General features: G+C 61.4%; 13 protein-coding genes and 1 pseudogene. 7 read left to right on the top strand and 7 right to left on the bottom strand.

What is annotated here, in order from left to right:
- Positions 1 to 148 precede the first annotated feature (148 nt).
- The 5 genes and pseudogenes from QF047_RS06590 to QF047_RS06570 all read left to right on the top strand — a co-directional run bounded on the left by QF047_RS06590 (position 149) and on the right by QF047_RS06570 (position 5,079).
- A complete protein-coding gene (locus QF047_RS06590; RefSeq protein WP_307275000.1) occupies positions 149 to 1,204 on the top strand; it encodes a glycosyltransferase in 1,056 nt (351 codons plus the stop codon).
- Positions 1,194 to 2,150 carry an NAD(P)-dependent oxidoreductase gene (locus QF047_RS06585; protein WP_307274998.1) on the top strand — a complete coding sequence of 319 codons (957 nt, stop codon included), beginning with the start codon at positions 1,194 to 1,196 and terminating at the stop codon, positions 2,148 to 2,150. Before QF047_RS06590 ends, QF047_RS06585 begins: the two co-directional genes overlap by 11 nt.
- A 127-nt stretch (positions 2,151 to 2,277) precedes the next feature.
- Positions 2,278 to 2,790 carry a GtrA family protein gene (locus QF047_RS06580; protein WP_307274997.1) on the top strand — a complete coding sequence of 171 codons (513 nt, stop codon included), beginning with the start codon at positions 2,278 to 2,280 and terminating at the stop codon, positions 2,788 to 2,790.
- A complete protein-coding gene (locus QF047_RS06575; RefSeq protein ID WP_307274996.1) occupies positions 2,787 to 3,647 on the top strand; it encodes a glycosyltransferase family A protein in 861 nt (286 codons plus the stop codon). The genes QF047_RS06580 and QF047_RS06575 overlap by 4 nt, the downstream gene beginning before the upstream one ends.
- Before the next feature lie 235 nt (positions 3,648 to 3,882).
- A pseudogene (locus tag QF047_RS06570) lies at positions 3,883 to 5,079 on the top strand (IS110 family transposase).
- 120 nt (positions 5,080 to 5,199) lie between these two features.
- Here QF047_RS06570 and QF047_RS06565 read toward each other — a convergent pair.
- Genes QF047_RS06565 through glf form a run of 5 tightly spaced genes read right to left on the bottom strand, consistent with a single transcriptional unit; the run spans position 5,200 to position 12,285 of the window.
- Entirely contained in the window at positions 5,200 to 7,446 is a 2,247-nt protein-coding gene (locus QF047_RS06565) for a hypothetical protein (RefSeq protein ID WP_307274995.1), read from the bottom strand.
- Positions 7,443 to 8,201: an ABC transporter ATP-binding protein gene (locus QF047_RS06560; RefSeq protein ID WP_307274994.1), complete on the bottom strand. Its 759-nt coding sequence runs from the start codon at positions 8,199 to 8,201 to the stop codon at positions 7,443 to 7,445. The genes QF047_RS06565 and QF047_RS06560 overlap by 4 nt, the downstream gene beginning before the upstream one ends.
- Positions 8,202 to 9,083 carry an ABC transporter permease gene (locus tag QF047_RS06555; RefSeq protein ID WP_307274993.1) on the bottom strand — a complete coding sequence of 294 codons (882 nt, stop codon included), beginning with the start codon at positions 9,081 to 9,083 and terminating at the stop codon, positions 8,202 to 8,204.
- A complete protein-coding gene (locus tag QF047_RS06550) occupies positions 9,080 to 11,101 on the bottom strand; it encodes a glycosyltransferase (RefSeq protein WP_307274991.1) in 2,022 nt (673 codons plus the stop codon). Before QF047_RS06550 ends, QF047_RS06555 begins: the two co-directional genes overlap by 4 nt.
- Entirely contained in the window at positions 11,098 to 12,285 is a 1,188-nt protein-coding gene (gene glf / locus QF047_RS06545) for a UDP-galactopyranose mutase (protein ID WP_306634441.1), read from the bottom strand. The genes QF047_RS06550 and glf overlap by 4 nt, the downstream gene beginning before the upstream one ends.
- Positions 12,286 to 12,587: 302 nt before the next feature.
- Between glf and QF047_RS06540 the strand changes: the two genes are divergently transcribed.
- Entirely contained in the window at positions 12,588 to 16,730 is a 4,143-nt protein-coding gene (locus tag QF047_RS06540) for an FtsK/SpoIIIE domain-containing protein (RefSeq protein WP_307274988.1), read from the top strand.
- On the opposite strand, the gene QF047_RS06535 is transcribed toward QF047_RS06540, so the two are convergent.
- Positions 16,687 to 17,061: a hypothetical protein gene (locus QF047_RS06535; protein WP_306639111.1), complete on the bottom strand. Its 375-nt coding sequence runs from the start codon at positions 17,059 to 17,061 to the stop codon at positions 16,687 to 16,689. The genes QF047_RS06540 and QF047_RS06535 overlap by 44 nt on opposite strands.
- 330 nt (positions 17,062 to 17,391) lie before the next feature.
- On the opposite strand from QF047_RS06535, the gene QF047_RS06530 reads away from it, so the two are divergent.
- Positions 17,392 to 17,640: a WhiB family transcriptional regulator gene (locus QF047_RS06530; protein WP_015937605.1), complete on the top strand. Its 249-nt coding sequence runs from the start codon at positions 17,392 to 17,394 to the stop codon at positions 17,638 to 17,640.
- A 98-nt stretch (positions 17,641 to 17,738) separates the two neighbouring features.
- On the opposite strand, the gene QF047_RS06525 is transcribed toward QF047_RS06530, so the two are convergent.
- A complete protein-coding gene (locus QF047_RS06525; RefSeq protein ID WP_306634445.1) occupies positions 17,739 to 19,205 on the bottom strand; it encodes a sensor histidine kinase in 1,467 nt (488 codons plus the stop codon).
- Positions 19,206 to 19,214 lie beyond the last annotated feature (9 nt).

Below are 19,214 nucleotides of genomic sequence, written 5' to 3'. Positions count from 1 at the left end.
GCGTCCACCGCAGGACGTTGCCAGGGACAGGTACATGTTACCCGAATGGTCGATCCCGGAATCCAGATAACAGTCCACCCGACGCTGGCAGGCGCTCCCAAAAGCCCTTCAACGCCGGGGATGATAGGAGCCGGTAGAATCTGCTGATATGACACTCCCTCAACCAGAGACCAACTCGACGCCGCACCGCATATCCGTGGTCATCCCCGTGTACCAGGGCGAGAAGACTCTGGTCAGAGTGGTCAATGAACTTCTCCCCTATCGGAATGCATCAACCACAAGCGGTGGGCACGAATACGTGATCTCTGAAGTCCTGCTCGTCTTCGATCACGGGCCGGACAATTCGGCCGCCGTCATCCGCTCCCTGACCAGTTCCATTGACATTGTCCGCGGCGTCTGGTTGAGCCGAAACTTCGGGCAGCATGCCGCAACCTTGGCTGGCATGGCCTCCGCCGGCGGGGATTGGGTTGTCACGATGGATGAGGATGGCCAGCATGATCCCGCTGCCATCGGCGACTTGCTCGACACGGCTATGGCCCAGAATGCCTCGGTCACCTATGCGATGCCTAGCAACTCTGCCCCTCACGGTTTCCTTCGGAACTTGGCGTCAAAGGGTGCCAAGCGTACGGTTCGTTTCCTTCTTTCGAGCGACGATGCCACAAGTTACCAAAGCTTTCGGCTGGTGACGGGCGAAGTCGCGCGGTCAGTTGCCGCGTACGCCGGTCATGGCGTGTACCTCGACGTAGCCATGGGTTGGATTGCCGACAAGACAGTTACGTGTCCCGTGATGCTGCGCGAGGAAGGTGACAGGCGCTCAGGCTACCGACTTCGCTCGTTACTCTCGCATTTTTGGCGCATGGTGATCTCCAGCGGGACCCGCGGACTTCGCCTGGTTAGCCTAATCGGAGCCGTCTTCGCGCTTGCGGGGATCGGACTCGCCATATTCTTTGTGATCGCGTACTTGACCGGCCACGGAGCGGGGCAACAGGGCTGGACCTCGACGATGGTGGTACTGCTGGTCAGCACCGGCGCCATCCTGTTTGCCTTGGGGGTCATTGCGGAGTACGTGGGGGTGAACGTCAACATGGCAATGGGGAAGCCCGCGTACCTGATTGTTAGTGACCCGGCATTAGGTCCGCTCGGCAAGACCGTGCACAAAGTGTCGGCCACGTCGCCCTCGGGCCCGTTCACTGATGCAGGCTAGGCCCGCGTGGGTGATCGGCGCCGGTGGACTCCTCGGCAAGGCCGTCGTTAGACAGCTCAAATCCCGCAACGTCTCCGTCCTGACCAGCACGATCCCTTGGTCCGACCCGGAGGCTGCGATTCAAGCGATCCGAGAGGGAGCCCAGAGTCTGCGCGACACTGCCGCTTCCGGGCCCTGGACGATTGCCTGGTGCGCAGGAGCAGGTGTCACCGGAACTTCGCCCGAAGCGCTCGAAGCAGAGCTCTCCCTATTCGCTAAAGCACTAGAAGAGTTCGAAGGAATACTTTGCGACGCCGGGGGGAAGAACGGGACAATGTTCCTGGCATCCTCAGCAGGGGGCGTCTACGCCGGGTCCAGCACGCCCCCGTTCACGGAACACAGCCCTGTGCAGCCATTGGCTCCCTACGGCTTCGCCAAACTTCGGGCCGAAGCGACGGTTGCCGACTTCGCGCGGCGTACGGGAGTCCGGACCCTTGTCGGCAGGGTTAGCAATCTGTACGGTCCCGGCCAAAATCTACGGAAGCCGCAGGGCCTTATCTCAGTATTCGCCAAGGCACACCTCACCGGCGCGCCGGTTTCGGTCTACGTGTCGTTGGACACTTTGCGCGACTACCTGTTCGTCGACGATGCAAGCCGACTGGTTGCGGACGGGCTGGAACGACTGGTTCTTCGCGACGTCCTCCCGGGAGAAACAGTCGTGAAGATCTTGGCCTCACAGCGGGCCGACACCATCGGCAACCTGATCGGTGCTTGCCAAGCGATTTTCAAGCGCCGTCCGCTGATCATCCTAGGCGCCTCTCCGTACGCGAAGGCCCAGGCGCATGACCTGCGCCTGAGATCCGTCGTCTGGCCCGAACTTGACGCGCATCCTGTGACGCCACTTGCGGTAGGGATCAACAACACCGTCCAGGAGGTCCAGCGGCTGGCCCTGGCGGGCCAACTCTGAGCCGTGAGAGCCGGCTCCCTGATGCCCCGGGCCGAGCCCGCCGTTGTGACGGCGTTGCCGCACTTCGGTAGTCTAGGGTGTGTCTTACCGGTGATCGGCCCAAGAGTTCTAGGAATAGGTGCGTACCATGATGCAGCCCGAAATGCCCGGGAAAGCTGTTCCCGAGGAGGCTGCTAAGGGTATCCATAACGGTCCCCCAGGCCCCCTGTTAAAGATCGTCAAGGATCAACGCGTGGCGTTTGTCCTCGTGGGAGGCGCGAACACTGCTTTCAGCACTGGCCTGTTCATAGCTGTTGCATGGCTGTATCCGGGCTTGCCCTCTCCTGTGGTTCTGAGTATTGCATTCGTAGTTTCCCTTGTGGCGGTTTTCTTTGTCTACCGGAAGCTGGTTTTCCGGGTCGAAGGCCACTTCTGGCTGGATCTCGGCAGGTTTACCCTCGTCAATCTCACGATGTTCTTCACGAACATGGTGCTGCTCCTCGTGGCCCACGAAGTAATCGGTTACCCCAAGATTCCAGCCCAACTTGTCATCACCTGTTTAACGGTCATAATCAACTACTTCGGCCACAGGTATTTCTCCTTCCGCCGAAGCCCCAAACTCGTGTCCCCTAAGAAAGCAACCGAGGAAAGCACTCCATGAGCCCCAAGGTCTCGATCGTCATTCCGGCGTATAACAATGTCCAGTACATCGAGGAGACCCTCCTCTCAGTTTTGAACCAAACCTACGAGGACTACGAGGTCGTGATCGCTGACCATTCCTCGATCGACGGCACGGCTGTCGTGATCGCCAAGTTTGCGAACAACCCCAAGGTACGTGTCCTGACCCCCACTCCGCCCGGTGGCGGTGCTCAAGCCAACTGGAACAGGGTAAGCCAGGCGGCGGAAGGTGAATACCTCAAGCTTGTTTGCGGTGATGACCTGATCTCACCGGACGCGCTGGAGCGCCAGGTCAAGGCCGTCGAAGACAATCCAGGCGTAGTTATGGTTTCCTCCAAGCGCGACCTTGTTGACGCCGATGGCCGGCTGTTTTTGAAGGGCCGCGGGCTACAGGGTGTCAATGGCCGTGTCAGTGGACGTCAGGCAATTCGTGCCACAGTTCTCGCCGGTTCGAATATTTTCGGGGAACCTGCGTGCTCCTTGTTTAAGCGCGAGCTGCTGGCTGAGGAAGGTTGGTGGGACAACTCTCATCCGTACCTCATCGATGAAGCGACTCTGGTACGCATCTGCCGACACGGCGACTTCATCGCGCTCCGGGAGACACTGGCATCTTTCCGGATCAGCGCAAGCCAATGGAGTGTTCGTTTGGCCCGCCAGCAGTCCGATCAGGCTATCGCGTTCCACAACCATCTCCGACAGGATGATCCGACGCTGCTTAGCTGGACCGACCTGGCGATTGGAAACGCCAAGGCCATCGCCATGTCGTATGCCCGCCGGCTCGCTTACGTGCGGCTGAACCGACGCATGGGCCATCAGCACGCCGTGCAAAGTACGGTCTAACCCCGTTACATTTATTGGGTCCTGAAGGTCGGGGATTTGGTCGCTGAACCTGGTATGACTTTCTTGCCCTGTCATTGATGATCCGGGGGGGGTGTTGTCGCCTGGTCCGGAGACACGCGTTGACTGCCGATAGGGACACGGCCGGCTCCTTCCGCTGGGCCAGGTCTCTTTGTAACGTGGGTGCCAGCATCGGGTGTCGTGACTGCGGCCATTTAGTGGTGCAAAGGAGCGCCGGATGGACGAAGGATACGGGGTTTACTGCGGACTCGATGTCGGCAAGTCCGAGCATCACGCCACGGCACTGAATGCTGCGGGCGAACGCGTCTTTGATAAGCCGTTGCCGCAGGACGAGGCGCGGATGCGAGAGCTTTTCATCGGCCTGCGAGGAGCATGGCGGGGTGCTGGTGATCGTAGATCAGCCCAACACCATCGGCTCACTGCCGATAGCCGTGGCACGGGACTGCGGCTGCACGGTGGCCTAACTGCCCGGCCTGGCGATGCGCAAAGCGGCCGACCTGTATCCCGGAAAGTCCAAGACGGACGCGAGAGATGCGTTCATCATCGCCGAGACCGCACGCGCGATGCCTCACACGCTGCGTGCCGTTGACCGGGACAGCGAAGTGCTCGCGGCGCTGAAGGTGCTGTCCGCATTCGACGCCGATCTGACCCTGAGTGCACCAGGGCGATCAACCGCCTGCGCTCCCTGCTGCTGCAGATTTTTCCGGCCCTAGAGAGGGTTTTCCCGTGAACCATACTGACCCGTTCCCTGGTACTGGAGCTGTTCATCAAGTACTCCGGGCCCACCGGTCTGCGCGCCGCCGGGCGTGGAAACGTGCTGCGGTGGGCACGGAACCACAGCCGCAAGGACCCGGTGAACCTGATCGACGCGGTCTTTTCGGCGCTGGGCGAGCAGACCGTCACAGTCATCGGCACCGATGCCGTCGAACTGGTCATCCCCCGCGTCGCGGCGCAAATCAAAGAACTCAAACACCAACGCGCCATAGTGGCCGAAGAAGTCGAAAAACTTCTTGATGACTTCCCTCTTTCCCAGGTCTTGATGTCCATGCCGCGAGTAGGCATCAAGACCGCATCGAGGATACTCCTGACCATCGGCGACGCCGGCACCTTCACCTCCGCCGGACACCTCGCCGCCTACGCCGGCATCGCCCCCGTGACACGACGCTCAGGCACCTCGATCCGCGGTGAATTCCCCCCCTCCGGCAACAAACAACTCAAGAACGCCCTCTTCAGATCCGCCTGGATCGCCAGCTGCCACCACCCGGCCTCAAAGGCCTAGTACCAAAGGAAACGGGACCAGGGAAGGAAACACAACGCCGCCGCCATCTGCCTCGCCCGCCGCCGCTGCGACGTCATCTACTCCATGCTCAGAAACGGCAGCCTGTACGAGGAAAAACCCGCCCAAGCCGCCTGACGAAAAGCATAGGGATACCCCCCATTTTGCATGGATTGGTAAGTTCCCCTTTGGGCATTCATTGCGTAGGAGCTACCACCGTCCCCACTTCCGGCAGTGGGGACGCTATGGGTGCCAGGGTTAGCCCGGTGGGCGCAGAAGCTGTTTGAGGCGGGTGGTGTTTTCGGGGACCATTGTCAGCGGCTCATCCCCAGGCGCTGATTCCGGTTTCTTGCGCCGTCGCCGACGCCGGAGCTGTTCCCCGGCACTCCACCACACTGAGATTCCGATAGCCAGAATGATGCAGCCAACAACTACCGGCCATGCTGGCGGTTCGAACCGCAGGGTTACCGTCTTCCCAACGGACCCGGCGGGGATGTCTACTTTCAGCAGGTATTCCCGCAGCGGCGCCGCGACGACGGCCCCTTGGGCCTCGTATCCCGGCCACGCCAGCCGGCTGAGGACAGCCTGTCCTGGAGCATCTCCCATCCGCTCCACACGGAAGACAACCTCCTGATTGTTTTCCGAAACAAGGGAGAGGAGCATTCCCTCCGAAGTCCAGACCAGCTGACCGGTGTTCAGTTGCGGTTGATCTCGGACCCACACGACCGAATTTGCGGATTTGCTCGCTTGGTGCCAGCCGCTCGGCGGACGACCGTTTAGGGCTTTGTTGTCCAGCGGGTCGGGATCACGAAGAATCTGGACGGTGTCAATTGACAGGAGATCGGCGAGAACCTTGCCGGTCGTGGGGTCCCTCTCAAAGAGCTTCCCGGCGGCCGCTCCACACGACCATCCATGGCTTGCTATGCATAGGTCTTCAGCATATTTGGCGAACATGATTGGCGAATAAAGGTTCTGAACTTCCGCCGAATTCAGATACCAGGCGTTGGACGCCAGTGTTTCATTCCAGACTTCCGGGCCGAGCCCCGTGGGATCGCCCACGATGAAGGTGCCGCCCTGGGCTTCGGGAAGCTGACGCGAGTAGCTGTCCGGAGTATCTGGCATCCTATAGTCCGGCAGCGGAGCTGCGTTGAAGGCCATGTGCTGTCCAGCCGCGATCACTATACTAACGAGAAGCACGCCTGCCGCCACCAATACGTGCGCTTTGAGCCGCGGCCTGTTACGGCGGAAATAGAGAACATAGAGAAGACCTGCGATGCCCACTCCCGCCAGCAACCCGAAAAGTGTTGCGGAACGAATGGTCGGATACTGACTCCAGGCCAGATAGAGCCCAGAAACTACAATGGCAGCAGTGGCGATGATACGTCCTCCGTTCAAAACGGGGATTCTGAAGCGTGAGACGGTCACAGCGAGTGCCAGCAGTAAAGCCAAGGACACGTACGGCATTAGCCGAACTGGGAAACGCAGGGGACCCAGGTCGCTCGGCGCCAGGGTCAAAGCCAAGGACACTAGCCCTACAACCCAGAGTGCTGTCAGCTCTCTACCAGCTTCTCTCACCTTCCGATAGTCCACCACTGCCAGTACTGGAAGGAACCACGCTATGTACAGCAGCGGCACATTTGCGAACAGACCCCACCAACCACTGAGCTGCGGGAGGCTGCCCGGCACCCAGGCTGTGAAAAGTCCGGTGAGGTCCGGCGTCAGGAATCCGTTGTTAACGATGCCGCCGGAACGTGCGGTGACGGGAGCCGTTAGGACGCCCGGGAGATAAACAGCCATGGCAATAAGCGCACAGACGAAGCCTCCGAGGAACAGCTGCGCAGCGGCCTTCCGCACCCCACGCAGCAACGCTTCTAGAATCAGACCGACGAAGACGACGATCAGCATGAGAGTCCCGTGTACATAACCGATGGTTATCAGTAGATAGGCCGGGACCAGCGCTATAAGGGGACTTGCCTTCTCAAAAGCCATCCGGCGCAGCCCGTACCAAGTGAAGGGCAACAGACAGAACACCATGAGTCCTGTTACCCAGGAAGCGGCGTCCATGTAAACGGTGAACCCGGTGAGGGTTAGAGCCACACCGGTTATGGCTGCCCACTCAGGCGTGGCCTTGTAGCTCCTAGCGAGCAGGAACGTGCCGGCAGCGAGTGTACAAAGGCATATGATCTTCAAAATCGTCGAAAAGACGACAATGTTGGACGCATTACTGGCCAACCAGCCGATGAGAAGAACCAGCGGATTCCAGATCCCCCACTGCCCCTCGGCGGCATAGTTACCCGCACCCCATGCGCTGTCGCTGAATAAAGGCCATTCTCCCGCCCGGAGCTTCGTTCCAATTTCGAACCAAATCCCAAAGGCGCCAGCTTGGGTGTCATCGTAGTAGTAGAATCTGCTATTGCTCAGGAGCGGAATCAAGGAACCTGCGAAGGCCGCGAAAACAGTCACAGCCAACCACATCAGGTCACTACGCAAATTCGAGTGTTTCACCGATTTTCCCCAAGATCAGCTTGAGCAGACCGCCGCCTCAGTTCCGACACGACAGTTTGGACTTCTCCGTCCATCACAACTTCACCATGTTCCAGCAGGATCCCGCGCGCGCATATGCGAGAGACAAGATCCAAATCGTGACTCACAACAACGAGCGTCTTGCCGTCACGCGCGAGTTCTTGGATTTTATCAATGCATTTCCGCTGGAAGGGCTCATCTCCAACGGCGAGGATCTCGTCAATTAGAAACACCTCCGGGTCGGTGTGTACAGCAACTGAGAAGGCCAGCCGCAGGTACATTCCGGAGGAGTAAAACTTAACCTCTGTATCTATGAACTGGCCGATCTCCGAAAACTCGACGATATCGTCAAATCGGTTCTTGATCTGCTGCTCGGTCATTCCAAGGATGGCACCGTTGAGGAATACATTGTCCCGCCCGGACAAGTCCGGGTGGAAACCAGCTCCGACCTCTATCAGCCCGGCGACCCTGCCTCTCGTCTGCACCGTCCCCGTGTCAGGAAGCATGACTCCGGAAATGTGCTTGAGCAGAGTGGATTTGCCTGAACCATTGAGGCCCAGAAGCGCCACTGTTTCCCCAGCCTCGATGTTCAGCGAAACGTTCTTTAGAGCGTGGAACTTCTCGGACAGGTCTCCCTTGCGTCCTTTCACGAGCCAAACGACGGCTTCTTTGATGGACCGGGTGTGGCGCAGAACAAACTGCTTACTGATGTCAGAAACTTCTATTGCGTTGACCACTTAGAGCTCCTGCGCGAAACGGCCCTCAAGCCGCCGAAAGGTGAATTGGCCCAAGACGAGGACGGCTAGGGCAACGCCAAGACCAACAAGCAGCCAAAGACTGAAGAGATTTGGGGGCATAGCTACAGTGCCGTCTGTCGTCGGGAACCAGAACGCGTAGTGGAACAGTTCCACACCGATCGTGATCGGGTTCGCCTGATAGACCGCAAACCATCCCTTTCCCAGCTTCTCCTGCACCATCGACCAGGCGTACATCACGGGAGAAGCCCAAGTCGCAACCATCAGGAGCATGTCCACCAGATTCTCGGAGTCGCGAAAATAGACGTTCGCCGCGCCAAACAAAAGACCGAGTCCCGTTGCAAGGAGGGCAACGATGGCAAAGCCGGCCACCGCCGCGAGCAGCTGAAAGACGTTGGGATGCCAGCCGGAGAAAACACACCCAGCGACGAGCACGACCAGCTGCGGGAAGAAGTGCACAGCCGACACCCATACTGAAGCCACGGGGAAGAGCTCACGCGGAAGATAAATCTTCTTGATGAGGTTTCCGTTGTTGACTATGGACCTAGCCGCATTTCCCAGCGCCTCAGAGAAGAAGTTGATGAGGACTATGCCGGAAAACAGGTAGACGGCATAATTTGCCAGCCCCTCCGGATTCCGTGCGCTTCGTTCCAGGCCGAGAAAGACTCCCAAGGCCACGTAGAAGACGATGAACTGCACGCCCGGCTTCACGTACGACCAGAGCAGGCCCAGCACGGAGCCCCGGTAGCGCACTTTGAGCTCTTTACGGACTAGCAGTTTTAGAAGGAAGCCTGACTGTCTGATGTCCCGAAGGCCACCACCGAGTCCGGGAGTGGTTAGCTCTCCGGATGCGACTGCACTCACTTGATCTCGTTCTGGGTGTGTTGCTCGAACGTCTTCCTCCAGGATTCGATGGAAGTAAGGTCCTGCAGCGCGGACTTGTATTTCTTGCTGAGGGCTGGCCAATCCTTGAGCAAAGCGGCATGAAGACGGGCGCTTTCGGCCAGCATTGTCCTGAGCTGCTTGGGATCACGCCGATACCAGGAGGCGCCGGTTCCTTCCGCGTTGGAGACCACAGCGCTGTCATACTGTGCCATGCGCCACCAGCGGTTGTCCTGGTGCGCAATGGTTGTCTGCGGCCGCTCCGCGCTGGCGCCCTTGACGGGGCTCGCCAACTGCCGGACGACCGTCTTGGCCGCCCAAGGCAGCAGAGTCAGCTTTCCAGGCTGCGATGGACCGTGCCCTCGCCGGGGTGGCTTGTCCATCTTGGGTGCAGGGAAGTCCTCGGGGTCAGGACGGAAGACCGCATCCGAGTGCGCGGACATCATCTCGCGGATCTGGGGCAGCTTTGCTGACAGGAGCCGGGGCAGTGCACCGGGACCCTTCAACACATCCTCCAAGGCCCATTGCCGGCCCTGGGCGGTGGCGTACTGCATTGAGACGAGATGCTTGACGTCAGCGTATTGCGACTCCTTGATAACCCTGCCGCCGAACTCGTAGGGACTGTGAAGGAGGGCAGCCACCAGCCTGTTGCGGGCGTGGAAGTACGCCTGCCAACCGACGAGGTCGTCCTTGTCGATCCAGGAAACGTGCCACACAGCCGAGCCAGGCAGCGACACAGTTGGATAACCGGCAGCCTTGGCCCGCAAGCCGTACTCGGAATCGTCCCATTTGATGAACAGCGGGAGTGAGAGCCCAATCTCCCGGATTACCCGGGTAGGGATGAGGCACATCCACCAACCGTTGTAATCGACGTCGCAACGCCGGTGCAGCCACGGGGTTTGACGAAGGTTGGAGGACAGGAAGTCGTGTCCAAGAACCATGTCCTCGCTGGGGAGGGACGGCTGGAACCTGTATGGGTTCACAACCTCGCCGAAGGTATGCAGGACAGTCCGGTTATATAAATCGAACATATGCCCACCCACGAGGGTGGGGGTTTTGCAGCGGTCCGCGAAGGTAAGGAGGCGAATGATGCTTTCCGGCTCAACGACGATGTCGTCGTCCATGAGCAACACGTAGTCACTGCCGTTTTCGACGGCTTCAAACATACCCCTCGCAAATCCACCCGAACCGCCCAGGTTGGACTGGTTGATGATGCGCAGCTTGCCGTTCAGTGAATTCTTGACATCCTCGAATCCGTGAGCTTCCGAAAGTTTTTGCGTGCCCTGGTCCACGATAAGGATTTCCTGCACGTGAGCGAGCGCCTCCTCGCTTTCCGCGAGCAGTCGGAGGTTGTTCAGGCAAAAGTCCGTTTTGTTGAGGGTCGTGATCTGGAGTGTGACACACCCGGGGGTTTTCTCCGCTGCGGGGCCCTGCCACTCGGCGTCGAGCATGACCAGGGGTTCTGATCCGGCCACGAGGTCAAACCAGTACCAGCCACCGTCCCCAAAGGGAGCCAGCGAGAGTTCAAAGAAGTTTTCCGCTTTACCTTCAACACGCCGTGTGTCAACACGCTGCAGCGATCCCCGAGCGTTCGATTTGTAGACGATTACAGAACCCGCGCCCTGAGTCCGCACATGCAGGCGAATCTTGTCCACCGTAGTCCAGCGGCGCCAGTAGCTTGCAGGGAAAGCATTGAAGTAGCTGCCGAATGAAACCCGTTCGCCTGAACGGACAGACGTGGAATGCCGTGACAGGAAGTCCTCCACGTGCGCTTCCTTTGTCGGGCTGCTGATGGTTCGGCCCCTGGAGGCATTGGCGTCCCGGTCGCTGACAGTAGGCAGCTGGATACCCGTAGCCGTCCCCATGTCCATGTACAGTGGCACGGTGTCCATCTGGCTGACACCGGGCAATATCACCCGCTGTAGGGTGCCCCATTCGCCGGACGGCTTATCCGTCACCGCAGCGGTGGCCTTTTTCTTGCTTGCAGTTGAGACACTCATGCGTCCACGCCTCCGCTTTCCAGCTTTACGCCGCTTTCGAAGTGCGGCCGGATCTTGTTGTCGAACATACTGAGGGCCGAGCCGATAGCCATGTGCATGTCCAGGTATTTGTAGGTTCCCAGCCGGCCACCGAACAGGACGTCGTTCTCCGCCGCCGCGAGGTCACGGTATTTGAGCAGCCGTTCCCGGTCCGCCGTCGCATTGACCGGGTAATAGGGCTCGTCACCTTTCTCGGCGAAACGCGAAAACTCACGCATAATGACGGTCTTTTCCGTCTGGTACTCGCGCTCCGGGTGGAAGTGGCGCGGCTCTATGACGCGGGTGTAGGGCACTTCGGCGTCATTGTAGTTGACCACTGACGTGCCTTGGAAGTCACCCACGCTGAGGATTTCTTCTTCGAAGTCAATCGTTCGCCAAGAAAGGTCACCCTCGGCGTAGTCGAAGTACCGGTCCACCGGTCCCGTGTAGACCACCGGGATATTTCCGACAACCTTGTTCTTGCTGTATTCATGCGACTCGTCGAAGAAGTCAGTGTTCAGCCGCACCTCGATGTTGGGGTGCTCTGCCATCTTTTCGATCCAGGCCGTGTAGCCGTTGGTGGGCAGGCCTTCGTACTTGTCATTGAAGTAGCGGTTGTCGTAGTTGTAGCGCACGGGAAGCCGCGAGATGATGCCGGCGGGCAGGTCCTTAGGGTCCGTCTGCCACTGCTTGCCGGTGTAGTGCTTGATGAATGCCTCGTACAGGGGGCGGCCGATCAGCTGGATGCCCTTGTCATTGAGGTTCTGGGGATCAGTTCCTGCGAGTTCGCCCGCCTGCTCCTGGATGAGGTCCCTCGCCTCGCCGGGCGTGAGGTTGGCGCGGAAGAACTGGTTGATGGTCGCCAGGTTGATCGGCAGGGAATAAACCTCGCCCTTGTGCACACCGTAGACCTTGTGCACGTAGTTGGTGAAGGTGGTGAACCTGTTGACGTACTCCCACACCCGCTCGTTGGATGTGTGGAAAAGGTGGGCGCCGTACCGGTGGATCTCAATACCGGTCTGCTCTTCCTTTTCGCTGTAGGCATTGCCCCCGATGTGGTGGCGGCGGTCGATGACAACCACCTTCAAGCCGAGCTCAGTAGCGGCCTGTTCTGCGATTGTCAGGCCAAAAAAGCCGGACCCTACGATGACAAGGTCAGCGGTCACAAAATCTCCTGGTTTGAATGCGGGCAGCGCAATGGTGCGCATTGTCTGCTGCTCTAGCCTACCCGAGGCATCGCGGCGCACGTCTAATCGGGCCACAGCCCCTGCCCACCCAAAAGGTCCGCCTTTACGCCGCAGCAAGGACAATTTTCGAGTCCTGCAGTTGTCGCCCGGCGGGCCGCCGGGGCCTGTTTGTCGCGATCTTGACCGAGCATCGCCGGGGATTTCCACATACGGAAACCCATCCGGGTACCGGGCCGGGCCACTGAGTAGCGTGAGTTCAAAGGCCGTGAGGATCTGTACCTATGAAATTCCATTGCACCCTCGTCCGCAGCACGGGATCCGGATTGCAGGAGCCACCCCTGGAACTCACCGTCCAGGCTCCAGAAGGCGCCGCCGGCTCCGACATCCAAATCCAACTGACGCGTCGGTTCGGGACCGGAGCCGTCTCAACCTGCGGCAAGGATCTGGGCTCTCTCAGTGTTGGTACGGCGCCGCTAGTTAACGGGGCAGTGCTGGTGGACGGGGCCTCCCATCCGGGAGCCAGAAAACTCCGACGGCGGGTTCCCACTGACCGTGCCCGCCTGGCCCTTGCAGTCCACAGCGGCGTCGGCGCCGGCACTGTGGTGCCTTTACACCGCGGCTCGTACACCATAGGCCGGAGCGGCACGCGCATAGTGATCCCCGACCCCGAACTCTCCAGGGAACACGCTCGCCTCGATGTCACCGAAACGGACATCATGATCATCGACGTTGACAGCGCCAACGGAATTATCGTCGACGGCGAGAGGGTAAGAAATGCCGCTATTTCCACGGACTCGGTCATCCGCTGCGGGAACACAACGATGTCGCTGGTGCTGATGGACATGCCGGAAAATGCACTCGCCAATGCCGGAATGTCGGCGCAACAGCCCCTCATCGTCGCCGGCCGGGCGGAGACAGGCAACCGTGCCATGCTCATCCTCACGGCGGCCCTTCCGTTGCTGATTGGGGTAGGACTTGCCGTGGTCACGGGCATGTGGATGTTCCTCGCGTTTTCGGCCGCCTCGGCGGTATCCGTCCTTGTGCCCCTGGCCACCGGACGCAGTCAGCGCCGTGACCTTGCCAAAGCTGTTGCTGCCGCCGTGGCAGAAGACCGGAAACGACGACGGGGTGCGGGACCATCGCTGGCACGCCTGGTTCTGGCCGGTCGTCAGCAGCAAAGCAGCAAGAAGCAGGGCGGCCAAACGCAGGTTGCCCCCGCATCGTGCGCTGAAGGGGGCGGCGTTTGGCTGCGGCTCGGCGAGGCTCCACAACCGGCGAACGTGACGGTTGAGCCAGCTTCCTCGCCTGTTAGTCTTCCCACCGCGGGCATCGTCCCCGTAGTTTTGGATCCGGGAGTGCCCAAGACAACGTTTCGCGGACCAGGTGTCGTGGTTGACGGCCTGGTCCGTTCCATCGTGATGCAGCTCGCAGGCTACCCCAGGGCCCGCGGCACCCACATCCTCCTGGTGGGCGCGTCCGGTCGGCTTCCTCTGGGCGCGCGGTACCTGCGGGGCGCCACACTCACCACTTCCCACGACGAGGCACGCCAGATTCTGGCCGAAGTCGTGGAGCCCAAACAACAGCACCAGGGTGTCCTTATCTTACTGGGAGCTTCCAAGGCACAGGACGACGACGTCACGGCGGCTACGGCCGCAGGGCTTGGTTGGCAGGTCCTTCAGTTCCTCCCGGCCGGCGGCGGAAGTGACTGCACCTTGGAGGTGCAGCTTTCCGAGCGGACCTCCGTCCTTAGGAGCCCGGCAGGTGACGTTGATTTCGTCCCGGATCTGGCCCCGGAAGCAGTCTTCAATGATTTCTGCCGGAAGCTTGCAGGACAACCTGATCCGCCTGACCCGGGACCCAAGGCTGTCCCCACCTACTGCTCGCTTCAGGAACTGCTGCCGCTCTCTCCGGACAGCATCGCTGCCCGATGGCATGCGAGCGCCAATACACGGGCACTAAAAGTTCCACTCGGGGTCGGTACAACCGGAACGCGCAGCCTTGACCTCAACGCGGACGGCCCCCATCTGCTGGTGGCTGGCACCACGGGATCCGGCAAGTCAGAACTGCTCCGCACCCTCACCCTGGCCTTGGCCCTCACCCATCCCCCGGATCGGGTGAACTTCCTTTTTGTTGATTTCAAGGGCGGGTCCGGGTTGGGCCCCTTGGCCGAACTGGTCCATTGCGTCGGCCTGCTGACCGACCTGTCCACCTACGAACTCGAACGGACCCTGGCCTCACTCAGGGCCGAGATCAGGCTGCGCGAGGAAGCACTGGCGGCCGCACAGGTGCCCGATCTCGCTGCCTACAGGTCCACTGCGGCTTCGCGCGGCTTCCCGCTCCCCCATCTGGTCATCGTCATCGATGAATTCAGGATGCTCGTTGATGATGCACCGGAGGTACTGCGCGAACTGATGCGTATCGCAGCGATCGGCCGTTCGCTGGGAATCCACCTGGTCATGGCCACTCAACGGCCGCAGGGATCCGTGACGGCGGACATCCGGGCCAATGTCACCTCCAGCATTGCCCTCAGGGTGCAGTCCGACATGGAGTCCAGCGACATCATCAGCACCAAGGCCGCAGCCGGCATCAGCGTGGGCACACCCGGCCGGGCATTCCTGGCGCGGGGCACCGAAGCGCCACGGGAATTTCAGACAGCATCAATCGGGACGGCTCCTGACGGATCCTGCCAAGCAGGCGTTGTTACGGTACTCCCCGCCGTCGAGTGGCTGGCATCGCAGGGAGCCGGGCGTGCAGGCAGTGGCGGCGCCAGGAAGGAGTACAGGGCGAGGCAGCAGACACCTGCCCAGGCCGCCCGCCCCTGGGTTGCGATGGTTCAGCACCTGTGGCACGACCAGAAGGGACAGGCGCCTCGCCGACCGGTGGCGGCTCCCCTGCCTTCGACCCTGCAGGCCCCGCACAGCAAGGCATCGCTGACCCCGCCGGACAGCGGCGGAGGCACCGAGTGGTTCACTGAACTCGGCCTGATCGATCGTCCTGAACAGCAAGAAGTCGCGCCCCTGGTCTGGAAGCCCGGCCAGCACAGCCATCTGGCACTGGTCGGCGGCCCGTCTTCCGGCGCACCCGAGGCCCTTGAACTCGCTGTCGCCGGATTGATTCTCAACCCGGTGGAGGCACACGGTTACCTGCTGGACGCAGGCGGCACTTTCCTTAGCCTGGCCAATTCGGGACACATCGGAGCGCACGTGGGGCCCCATGAGTTGAGGAGGGCTGTCCGTGTGCTGGAGCGCCTGAAACAGGAAATGGCCCGGCGGCTCAGCCAGGGCGGCAGGAAGGGCGAGGCCCCACTGATTCTCGCTATTTCCGGGTGGGGATCGTGGATATCCGCGTTGCGGGCAGGGCCCTTGGCCTGGGCCGAAGACCTCGTCCAGGACCTTGTCCGCGACGGCAGCCGGGCGGACATCGTGGTGATGATCGCGGGCGACAGGGAACTTGTCAGTTCCCGCACGTTCGCTTCGCTTCCGAACCGCCTCTACTTCCCCACCGGCTCCAATCCGGACAGCCGGATAGCCTGGCCCCGCATGCCGGCAACGCCCGAACTCAAGGGACGCGCCGTAGCCTTCGGCCCAGTCTCCGGCGGCGGCCCGGCCGTTTGCCAGCTCTACAATCCGGATCCCCAAACCTTCTGGAAGCCCGGCTTCGATGGAGAAAAGGCCCCGGAAAAACGTCCCTTCCGTGTCGAGCAACTTCCGGCGCTCGTGCCGGCGGCCGGGATCAGTTCGGCCGAAACAAGCTCTGCGACATGCCCCCTCGACTCTCCAGGGGAGACCAAAACGGCGGCTGGCACCAGCCCGTCAAGCAGCAGCAAGGCACACCGGCTCCTGCTTGGCATTGGCGGTGACGAGCTCGAGCCGGCATCCGTCAGGATTCCGGACGGAGGCGTGCTCACAGTCCTGGGCGGACCCGGCTCAGGGAAAACGAACTTCCTGCAGGCGCTGCCGTTGATGAATCCGGCAGGCGGGCCATGGCTCCGTGCCGAGGGCGAAAGCGACCCCGATGACTTCTGGGAGCAAGAGTTGGCGGCGGCAGCGGCTGGCGGGATGCAACGAGGCACCGTGGCGCTGGTGGATGACGCCGATCTCCTCCCCGCCGAAACCCTGCAGCACCTCTCGGAATTAAATGCGTTGGGAGCCGCAGTGGTGGTAACGGCCAGTTACAGCCCATTGCTCCTGCAGCGCGTGCCGCTGGTTATGAAGTCCCGCGCGTCGGGCAACGGAGTGCTGCTGGCACCCCGTTCACTGCCGGATGGCGACCTCTTTGGAATCAGGTTCGAAGTGGAGGCCAACCCCCCACCTGGTAGAGGCGTGCTGATCTCCCAAGGCTCGGCACGAAGTATCCAGGTGGGCTTGGCCGCCGAGCCGGTCAGAGGGCCGGTGTCGAACTCCCCGTACGGGAGGCGAACCTGATGACCTTGTTCTGGAAGAGAAGCACAATGGCAGTGAAGGCCGGGACCAGCATCGCCAGCCCGGCCAGCGGGAGGCCTGCGCTCATAGTAGGAAAGCCGATGGTAAGGACGAACAGCTGCGCCACCAGGGCGGCGGCCCGGGTCCACCGGTATCCCCGGTAGAGAAAAAGTGAAACGGCGTACAGCCAGGCCGAGAATGCCAGCAGCAGTCCCAGCGTGAACACGGCCCCCCAGAACGAAAGAACCGGACTTCCTGACACAAGTTGATACCCGTACCAGGCGGCTGCGGCCAACAGTGCAGTTGCCTCGGCGGCGACGATCACTGCCACCACGAGGACAGCGGGTGGACGGGCCCCGCCAGCCGGCTGCTCCGGCCCTGTCCCCCCCGCTGGAGTTTGGGGGTCGGCAGGGTTTTCCGGAGGTCTTGACACACTGGCACCCTACCGGACATAGTCGGACAGTGGTGAGGCCCAGTACCGCCACTGTGATGCATCGCTCAGCGTTCCGGGGATTTCAAGCCTTATTACCCCTTGTTTACACAGCGTTAACATGACAGGCTTGATTCAGATGACCAACGGGGCCCTGCCGGGCCCCTTTCCTTTGTAGCTACTAGTGAATAATTTCACAAAGGGCACTTCCCAGAAATGGAGCAACTGATCAGCATGGATTGGCGTAACCGCGCAGCGTGCCTCGAAAAGGACCCGGAACTGTTTTTCCCCGTTGGAAACACAGGCCCGGCGCTCCTGCAGATCGAGGAGGCCAAAAGCGTCTGCCGCCGGTGTCCGGTCGTGGACACCTGCCTGCAGTGGGCTCTTGAGTCGGGCCAGGATGCCGGCGTATGGGGCGGCATGAGCGAAGACGAGCGCCGCGCCCTGAAGCGCCGGGCAGCACGCGCCCGCCGGGCCTCCTGATCCCGCAAGGCACCGAACGGCTCGCTGAAGAGACTTAAAGCGAAGGCCCTGGCCGCAACCCGCAAGGGTTTGCCGCCAGGGCCTTTTGCTGTCTCCTGCTACCTGGCCGCCAGGCTCAGCCGGATCTGGACGGCAGTGCCGCCACCTTCACGCGGGAGCCACTGTATGCTCCCGCCAAGCTCGCTGGTCACCAGCGTGCGGACAATCTGCAGCCCGAGGCCCTCCACGTGGGGCGTCTCGGGAAGGCCCACACCGTCGTCGGCAATGGTCACGGTGAGCTCCTCGCCGTCGTCCCCTTCGGAGCGGTCAGCCAGGAGCCACACAGTTCCCGCCCGCCCCTCAAGGCCGTGCTCCACAGCGTTGGTGACGAGTTCATTGATGACGAGCGCCAGCGGAGTGGCGAAATCACTCGGCAGCTCTCCGAACAGGCCCGAACGCTCGGTCCGGACCTGCTGCGATGGCGAAGCAACTTCCGCCGAAAGCCGGAACTGCCGGCCGATCAGCTCGTCGAAATCGACGCTCTGCGTAAGGCCCTGCGACAGGGTTTCGTGAACCAGCGCAATGGTCGCCACCCGGCGCATCGCCTGCTCCAGCCCCTGTTTCGCCTCGTCGCTCACCATCCGGCGGGACTGCATCCGCAACAGCGCGGCAACGGTCTGCAGGTTGTTCTTGACCCGGTGGTGGATTTCGCGGATGGTCGCATCCTTGGTCACGAGCTCCATCTCGCGCCGCCGGAGTTCGGACACGTCGCGGCAGAGGACCAGCGCCCCGAAGCGCTGCTGCTCATCACGCAACGGGATGGCCCGGAGTGACAGGCTCACACCCCGGGACTCGATCTCGCTGCGCCACGGCATCCGGCCGGTGACCACCAGGGGCAGCGTTTCGTCCACCATCCGGCGGTCTTTCAGCAGGCTTGCCGTGACCTCGGCCAACGAGCGCCCCTCCAGCGATTCCCCGTCACCGAGGCGCCGGAAGGCGGAAACGCCGTTGGGGCTGGCGTACTGCACTATGCCCTCGGCGTCGAGCCTGATGAGCCCGTCCCCCACGCGGGGGGCGCCGCGGCGTGAACCGGTAGGCGAGGCGAAGTCCGGCCACAGCCCCAGGGTGCCCATCCGCAGCAGGTCATAGGCACACTGCCGGTACGTCAGCTCAAGCCGGGAAGGCATGCGCGAACTCGAAAGGTCCATATGCGTGGTGACAACGGCCAGGGTACGCCCGTTCCGGACCATGGGAACGGCCTCCACCCGAAGCGCCATGTCGCTGCTCCAGTTGGTTTCGCTGGAGCGCTCAATGGAGCGGCTGTCCCACGCCTTGTCCACCAGCGGCTGGAGGTCCGAGCGGATGGGGTCCCCCACGAAGTCCCCGTGGAACACGGTGTGCGTGGTGGAGGGCCTGACATGCGCCAGCGCCACATACCCGTGGTCCGGGTGGGGGAACCAGAGTGCCAGGTCGGCGAACGCCAGGTCCGCGACCATCTGCCAGTCCCCCACCAGGAGGTGCAGCCATTCGGCATCGCCCGGGCCGAAATCAGCGTGTTCCCTGATAGGGTCCGTAAAGATTGCCACTGCACCTCC

This window comes from Arthrobacter sp. W4I7, assembly GCF_030816215.1.
Lineage (GTDB): Bacteria > Actinomycetota > Actinomycetes > Actinomycetales > Micrococcaceae > Arthrobacter > Arthrobacter siccitolerans_A.
This window is presented reverse-complemented; position numbering and strand designations above follow the sequence as displayed.